The organism is Pseudosporangium ferrugineum (assembly GCF_003002065.1).
GTDB lineage: Bacteria > Actinomycetota > Actinomycetes > Mycobacteriales > Micromonosporaceae > Actinoplanes > Actinoplanes ferrugineus_A.
Window position 1 is genome coordinate 22,736 of sequence record NZ_PVZG01000040.1, and the last position, 6,700, is coordinate 29,435.

10 protein-coding genes are annotated in these 6,700 nt (G+C 69.4%); 7 read left to right on the forward strand and 3 right to left on the reverse strand.

Features of this window, described 5'->3' with window-relative positions:
• Positions 1-193: 193 nt before the first annotated feature.
• The 5 genes from CLV70_RS37215 (at position 194) to CLV70_RS41580 (ending at position 3,524) form a co-directional block, all read left to right on the forward strand.
• Positions 194-631: a DUF6153 family protein gene (locus CLV70_RS37215; RefSeq protein WP_146164318.1), complete on the forward strand. Its 438-nt coding sequence runs from the start codon at positions 194-196 to the stop codon at positions 629-631.
• Between the two features lie 88 nt (positions 632-719).
• The gene (locus CLV70_RS37220; RefSeq protein ID WP_106131323.1) at positions 720-1,370 is read left to right on the forward strand and encodes a DUF305 domain-containing protein; all 651 of its coding nucleotides are present in this window, start codon (positions 720-722) and stop codon (positions 1,368-1,370) included.
• 320 nt (positions 1,371-1,690) lie between these two features.
• Complete coding sequence (locus CLV70_RS40015; protein ID WP_158277925.1) at positions 1,691-2,134, forward strand: hypothetical protein; 444 nt, start codon at positions 1,691-1,693, stop codon at positions 2,132-2,134.
• Positions 2,053-2,574, forward strand: coding sequence for a GGDEF domain-containing protein (locus CLV70_RS37225; protein WP_158277926.1), 522 nt, complete (start codon positions 2,053-2,055; stop codon positions 2,572-2,574). Before CLV70_RS40015 ends, CLV70_RS37225 begins: the two co-directional genes overlap by 82 nt.
• 287 nt (positions 2,575-2,861) lie before the next feature.
• Positions 2,862-3,524, forward strand: a complete 663-nt coding sequence (locus tag CLV70_RS41580; protein WP_106131325.1) for an arsenate reductase ArsC — start codon at positions 2,862-2,864, stop codon at positions 3,522-3,524.
• 104 nt (positions 3,525-3,628) lie between these two features.
• On the opposite strand, the gene CLV70_RS37235 is transcribed toward CLV70_RS41580, so the two are convergent.
• From CLV70_RS37235 to CLV70_RS37245, 3 genes are read right to left on the reverse strand one after another with little or no spacing between them, the layout of a single operon-like run.
• A complete protein-coding gene (locus tag CLV70_RS37235; protein WP_106131326.1) occupies positions 3,629-3,871 on the reverse strand; it encodes a thioredoxin family protein in 243 nt (80 codons plus the stop codon).
• A 13-nt stretch (positions 3,872-3,884) separates the two neighbouring features.
• Positions 3,885-4,949, reverse strand: coding sequence for a permease (locus CLV70_RS37240; protein ID WP_106131327.1), 1,065 nt, complete (start codon positions 4,947-4,949; stop codon positions 3,885-3,887).
• Positions 4,946-5,266: an ArsR/SmtB family transcription factor gene (locus tag CLV70_RS37245; RefSeq protein WP_211304040.1), complete on the reverse strand. Its 321-nt coding sequence runs from the start codon at positions 5,264-5,266 to the stop codon at positions 4,946-4,948. Before CLV70_RS37245 ends, CLV70_RS37240 begins: the two co-directional genes overlap by 4 nt.
• Before the next feature lie 130 nt (positions 5,267-5,396).
• On the opposite strand from CLV70_RS37245, the gene CLV70_RS37250 reads away from it, so the two are divergent.
• Positions 5,397-6,050 carry an MBL fold metallo-hydrolase gene (locus tag CLV70_RS37250; RefSeq protein ID WP_106131329.1) on the forward strand — a complete coding sequence of 218 codons (654 nt, stop codon included), beginning with the start codon at positions 5,397-5,399 and terminating at the stop codon, positions 6,048-6,050.
• A 26-nt stretch (positions 6,051-6,076) separates the two neighbouring features.
• The coding region (locus CLV70_RS37255; protein ID WP_106131332.1) for a fumarylacetoacetate hydrolase family protein at positions 6,077-6,700 on the forward strand (624 nt) is incomplete at its 3' end.

Sequence of the window (6,700 nt, forward strand, 5' to 3'; positions counted from 1 at the left end):
AGGAGTGGGCCGCGGCGGCTGCGCGAACCGCGGTCCAGCTTCTTGCCTGTGGGCCGTTCCGGATCTCGGCGCGCCCGCTGGCCCGCGACGCCGTACGCGAGTGGCCGGTGGCAGCACGACACCGGGAAACACCTGGCCCGACTCGGCTCGGTCGTCGGCGATGGCAATCACGTCGCGCGCTACCGTGGACGCCGTGACGAGGACAGCAGTGGCCGCGGTGGGCCGCACGGCCCGCCTCGCGCTGCTGCTGGCGACCGCTCTCGGGCTGGCGCTCATGCACACCCTCGGCCACACCGGTGTCCGCGCTGACCCGCACCCGGCGATGACCGGCATGAGCACAACCGCCGCGACGGGTGCCGCCGGGATGCTGTCCGCGGTGGTCACCGCGGCGCAGCCGTGTCCGGACGGGCACTGTGACGGCCACGGCGGGCACGGCTCCGGCGCGTGGAGTGCCTGCCTGGCGATCCTGGCCGGACTGGCCGTGATCGTGATGCTGCTCCGGCTGCTCACCGCGGTTCGAGGTCATCGTCTGCATCCGGTGCCCGCGGTGCTGCGGGCGCTGTCCCCGCGGGCGCCACCGGATCGCCCCGCCGGGCTCACGCTCGCATCGGCAGCGGTACAGCGCATTTAGCAACGCCACCTCGACGGCGACCGGACCCAGCGGTCGTGTCGAGGCGTTCGCGCGTACCCGACATCCTGCCGAAAGGTCATGACCCGCAATGATGCGCAATTCCCACCTGTCCGCCACTGTGCTGCGCCGCGGCCTGCTCGCCGGCGCCGCAGTCACCGTCACCCTCGTGCTGTCGGCCTGCGGCGGCAGCGACCACCCGTCGGGCGACACCGGCACGAAACACGGCGCCACCAGCTCGGTCTCGCCGGCCGCGTCGGCGGTCGGTACGTTCAACGACGCCGACGTCACCTTCGCCCAGGCGATGATCCCGCACCACCAGCAGGCCGTGCAGATGGCCGACCTGGCCGACGGGCGCGCCGCCGACGCCGAGGTCAAAGAGCTCGCCGGCAAGATCCAGGCGGCGCAGCAACCGGAGATCGACACCATGACCGGCTGGCTGACCACCTTGGGCGAGCCCGCCCCCGAGCCGCACATGAGCATGGGTTCCGGCATGGACCACGGCTCGATGCCCGGCGTGATGACCGACGCCGACATGTCCAAGCTCATGGGCGCCAAGGGTGCGGCGTTCGACAAGCACTTCCTGACCATGATGATCAGCCACCACGAGGGCGCGATCGAGATGGCCGAGACCGAGGTGGCGCAGGGCTCCGACCCGGAGGCCAAAGCCCTCGCGCAGAAGATCATCACTGATCAGCAGGCCGAGATCGCCACGATGAAGACCATCCTCGAACGCCTTTGATCCCGTCGGGTCGCGGGTGGCCGGGCGCGACGTGCCTGGCCGCCCGCGACCCGGGCGTTCGGTGGCGCACGCGGTGTGCGTTCGTGAAGCCCTGCGGAACGGAACGGAGCTGGCCCGGATCCGGCTGATGCGCGGGCTCGGCAGCAGCATCCATCCGCGTAACGTGTGGGGACGTCGGGCCGCCACCGCCGACAACACTACTCAGAGTAATCGAAAGGTTTCTTGGCGGCGAAAAGGCTCACCAGTCGCGCCGCGTCGCCGATCAACCAGGTTGTAATCTGGTGGTGAGGCGCTGGAGCAGCGGACGAGCCTGGCGCATCGTGCTCAGCGGTGCGATGGGTGTCGCCGCGAACGGCATCGCGCTGGCGTGCACCGCGATGACCTGGAGCGGACCGCACCGCAGTGCCATGGCGACGCTCTATGCGGCCGGCGCGCTGATCGGCGTCGCGGTCATCGCCGCCGCGCAGAAACTCACCACCGCCCGCGGTAACAGGCTGATCATGCTGGCGGTGGGTGTGGTGTCCACGCTCATTGTCGGGGTCGCCGCCGTGCTCGATGGTGGGGCCGGCTCCCCGGCGGCGCTCGGGTTCTTCGCCCCGAGCCTGCTCTTCGCGGTGACCTGCCCACCCCGGGTGATGGTAGGGATGGAAGCGATGCTGATCGCCGTCTATGCCGCGGCAGCGTGGCGGTCTGCTCGCTGCAGGCGGCCACGGTCGCCGCCCAGCGGCGCCGGCTGCACGAACTCACCCAGCTGGATCCGCTGACCGGAGCACTCAACCGGCGCGGCATGGAGCAGAAGGCGGTGCCTCTGCTGGACCGCGCGACTACGAACGACCCGGTGTCGGTGCTGTGCCTCGACTTCGACGACTTCAAGCTGATCAACGACACCCAGGGCCATGCGGCCGGCGACCAGTTGCTGCGTTGGGCGGTGCAGACCGCGACCCTCACCCTGCGAACAGACGCCCTGGTTGCGCGGACCGGCGGTGACGAGTTCATCATCGTCCTGCCGGGGCGGCCGGCCGCCGCGATCGCCGCCGGCGATCGCCTGCGGGGTGCGCTTGGCGCGCGGGTCGGCGTCTCCTGCGGCGTGGCCACCGCCCCGGACGACGGTGCAGACCTGACCGCGCTGGTCGCGGTCGCTGACGAGCGACTGTACGCGGACAAGCTCCGCCGCCGGGCGGCCAGCGGCATCCTGACCAACTAGCCGATCGAGGGCGGCGCCAGCAGGAGGCCGACGCCGACGAAGGTGTCGGTGAAGGAAAGCCGGTGCTCCCCTCGCGGCCGCCGCCCTGCACGCCGCCACCGGCTCGTACACGCCGGTGCTCGCGGCCATCGCAGCCTGCGGCGCGGTCGCCTCCTGCGCCATCGCGGCGTGCGCCGGAGGTCTCGGTCGCAGCGCCGGAACAAAAGTCAGCAATGACTGACTCAACGATGACTGAGCTATCTAATGGGGGTGTCAGTGGCACACCGAGCCCGGAAGTAGCAGTCACCATGAGCGACCTCGCCCCACCCGCCGTACACCCGGACCTCTCGATCGACCAGCAGCTCGCCTTGCGCACCGCCGCCGGAAATCTCGGCCGCGCGTTCGGCGACCTCTACGGCCCGGAGACCATCGAACGGTTCCTGCACTCGAGCTACGAGCAGTTCGCCACCGCCCACGCGATCCCGAATTTCCTGCCGTTGCTGGCCGAACGGTTCGCCCGCCAGCGGCTGGATGCCCTCGCCCGCGTCGAAGGCCACCACGCCGATGGCAAACCTGTCGTGCTGTTCCTGTGCACCCACAACGCCGGCCGCTCCCAGATGGCGCTGGGCTTCTTCAGCCACCACGCCGCCGGCCGCGCGGTCGCCTGGTCCGGTGGCAGCGAACCCGGCCAGGAGATCAACCCCGCCGCGATCGCCGCGATGAGTGAACGCGGCATCGACGTCACCGGCGAATACCCCAAGCCCTGGACCGACGAGATCGTTCGCGCCGCCACCGTCGTGATCACCATGGGCTGCGGCGACGCCTGCCCGGTCTTTCCCGGCACCCGATATGAGAACTGGGACCTGCCCGACCCGGCCGGGCTCGGCCTCGCCGACGTGCGCCCGATCCGCGACGACCTTGAACGCCGCGTGCTGACCCTGCTCGACCAGCTCGCCATTCCCGCCGGATAGGCCTGAGCCGTGCGACTGCCCATCGCCGGCGACGGCGCCGGCCCGGCCGTTCCGCCCATCGACGGCCTCGACCAGCTGCCGCTGGACCCGATGGTGTGCACGACTCAGGCTGCCGCGGTGGTCAGCAGATCCCGGAGCTGAGCCGCAGTGGGGATTCGTCCGGCGAGAACGACTCTGTCATCGACGACGAGGGCCGGTGTGCTCATGACGCCGTAGCCGACGATGGTGGGATAGTCGGTCACGCTGCTGACCTCGGCTGTCAGGTTCAGGTCGGCGATCGCGTCGTGGGTCAGTCTCTCGAGCGTGTGGCAATTGGCGCAGCCGGGTCCGAGGATTTTGATGAGCATGATGATCTTCCTTTCAGAGGATGGCGTTGAACAGGTAGCCGGTGGCGGCGATTCCGGTGGCGACCACACCGACGAAGGCCGCGAGCAGCGGTGGTTTGAGGATGCGGCGCAGCAGGATCAGCTCGGGTAGCGAGAGCGCGACGACGCTCATCATGAAGGCCAGAACGGTGCCGATCGCCATGCCTTTGGCGTACAGGACCTCGACCAGCGGCAGGATGCCGGCGGCGTTGGAGTAGAGCGGCACCCCGATCGCCACGGCGACGAGCGGGCCGAACGGGTTGTCCGGCCCGGCGACGCGGGTGAAGAAGTCCGCCGGTGCCCAGCCGTGGATCACCGCGCCCAGCCCGATTCCGGCGAGCAGATATGGCCACACCTTCCGCAGGATCGCGGCCACCTCTTCTCGGCCCATCGCCAAACGGTCCGACCAGGTCAGCTGCTGCCCGGGAACAACGGCCGTGCCACGCAGGGTGGTTTGGTAGACGAAGTCCTCCACCCAGCGCGACGGGCTGATCCGGCCGAGGACGTATCCGGCGCCGGTGGCGATGACCAGTCCGGAGAGCACGTAGAGGGCGGCGATCCGGGCGCCGAACATGCCGTAGAGCAGTACCACGGCTACCTCGTTGATGAGCGGGCTGGCGATCAGGAACGACAGGGTGACACCGAGGGGGACTCCGGCGGCGACGAAGCCGATGAACGCCGGTACCGCGGAGCAGGAGCAGAACGGGGTGGCGACACCCAGCCCGGCTGCGGCCAGATTGGCCGCTCCTTCGCGACGTCCACCCAGCAGGGCGCGGGTGCGTTCCAGACTCAGGTACGAGCGGCCGATCGTGACCACGAAGATGATGCCGGTGAGCAGCAGCAGGATCTTGACGCTGTCGTAGAGGAAGAAGTGCACGCCCGAGCCCAGCCGAGAACCTTCGTCCAGCCCCAGCCAGTCGTAGACGACCAAGTCCCACCAGGGCCGATTCAGCTGATAGGCGGCCAGCCACAAACCGGCGACGGCCGCCAGCTTCACCCCGTACACCGCAGGGCGATGCCAACCGCCCGCCGTCGGCGCCGGGATCGATCCGGTGGTCATCGTGGCCTCCCTGGAAAGGTAGGAAGGGCCGCCACGAGCCGGTCGGCCGCATCGTCGGTGATGGTGTAGTCGATCCAACGGCCCCGCCGCCGGGCGCTCACCAAGCCCGCCTCACGCAACACCCTGAGGTGGTACGACAGCAGATTCGGTGCCACCGCCGCGACCGGCTGCAGATCACAGACGCATCGGGCCCGGCCGTCGGCCAGATGGGTGAGCAGTCGCCACCGCACCGAGTCGGCGACCACGCTCAGCAGGGCCGCCGATTCGATGGTGCTTGCTGCAATCGCCGTTGAAGTGTTCACCACCTCACCGTCCACCTGATTCTCCGGACCGCGTAGAGCCCACCGGCTCCCCCGAGAAGGGCTGATCGGCCTAGGCATTTGTACAATCAAGCTGTACAGTCCTGCTGTATAAATTTGCTGCGCATGTCGTTCAGGAGGAAGGGCCATGCGGCTCACCAAGCACGTACACGCCGCCGTCGTCATCGAGGAGGCTGGACAGCGCATCCTCATCGATCCGGGCACGTTCACGCCGGACGCCGCTGATCTGCTCGAGTCGGCGACCAGCGTGCTGATCACGCACGAGCACTTCGATCACTTCGCCGCCGACGAGGTCCGCGCCGCGCTCACGGCCCGTTCCGAGCTGCGCTTGTGGGGTCCCGCGTCCGTCACGGCGGCGCTCGAAGACACCGACGCTGCCCGCGCCGGACGCGTGATGACCGTGCGCGGTGGCGAGGCGCTCGATGTCGACGGCATCGACGTTCGGGTCTACGGGGGTGATCACGGTCAGATTCACGAGGGCATCCCGGTGCCGCACAACGTCGGCTACCTCGTCGGCGGGCGGGTGTTCCACCCCGGCGATTCGTACGCGGCGCCCCTCGTGCCGGTCGACACGCTGCTCGTACCGGTGAGCGGTCCGTGGGTGAAGGTCGGCGACGCCATCGACTTCATCTCGGCCGTCGCGCCGCGGCAGACCGTGCCGATCCACGACGTCATGCTCAGCGAGATCGGTCGTGCCTCGACCGGGAGGTTCCTCGGTGAGAAGGGGCTCACCGCAACGCCGATGCTCGCCCTGGAGCCGGGCGAGTCCGTCGAGATCTGACCCAACGAAGCGATCGGACCAGCGACATGTACCTGGCGACTGTTCGTCACGACGGGCGTTTGTGGGGAGCCCGGGTCGAGGGCGAGCGCACCGTTCTCCTGGACGTCCCCGATGCCGTCGCCGCCTGGGAGGCCGGCGGCCGGGGCCCGGAGCGTGCGGAGGTCGGCACCGCCACCGCCCACTTCGCCCGTACCTCGCCGACCCCGCAGCACATCATCTGTGTCGGCCTGAACTATCGGAGTCACCTCGAGCAGCTCGGACGGACGGCGCCCGAGTTCCCGACGTTGTTCGCCAAGTTCGCCTCGACCCTGACCGGGCCCCGCGACACCATCGTGCTGCCGGCGGAGAGCGAGCAGATCCAGGGCGAAGTGGAGCTGGCGATCATCGTCGGGCGGAATCTGTGCCGGGCCACCGCTGATGACGCCGCTCAGGCGATCGCCGGCTACACGGTGGCCAACGACCTGTCCATGCGCGACTGGCAGCACCGGACCGGCGAGGCCCTGCAGGGCAAGGTGTTCGACCGGACCACACCGCTCGGGCCCTGGCTCGTCACCCCGGATGAGGCCGGCGATGCCCGCGACCTGACCCTGTCGTTTCGCGTCGACGGCGTCGAGTGGCAGAGCGGGTCGACCGCCGACATGCTGTTTCGG

Excerpts from the sequence above, each read along its gene's own strand:
- CLV70_RS37220 (WP_106131323.1), top strand. The coding sequence starts at position 720 with ATGATGCGCAATTCCCACCTGTCCGCCACTGTGCTGCGCCGCGGCCTG.
- CLV70_RS41580 (WP_106131325.1), top strand. The coding sequence starts at position 2,862 with ATGAGCGACCTCGCCCCACCCGCCGTACACCCGGACCTCTCGATCGAC.
- CLV70_RS37235 (WP_106131326.1), bottom strand. The coding sequence starts at position 3,871 with ATGCTCATCAAAATCCTCGGACCCGGCTGCGCCAATTGCCACACGCTC.
- CLV70_RS37240 (WP_106131327.1), bottom strand. The coding sequence starts at position 4,949 with ATGACCACCGGATCGATCCCGGCGCCGACGGCGGGCGGTTGGCATCGC.
- CLV70_RS37250 (WP_106131329.1), top strand. The coding sequence starts at position 5,397 with ATGCGGCTCACCAAGCACGTACACGCCGCCGTCGTCATCGAGGAGGCT.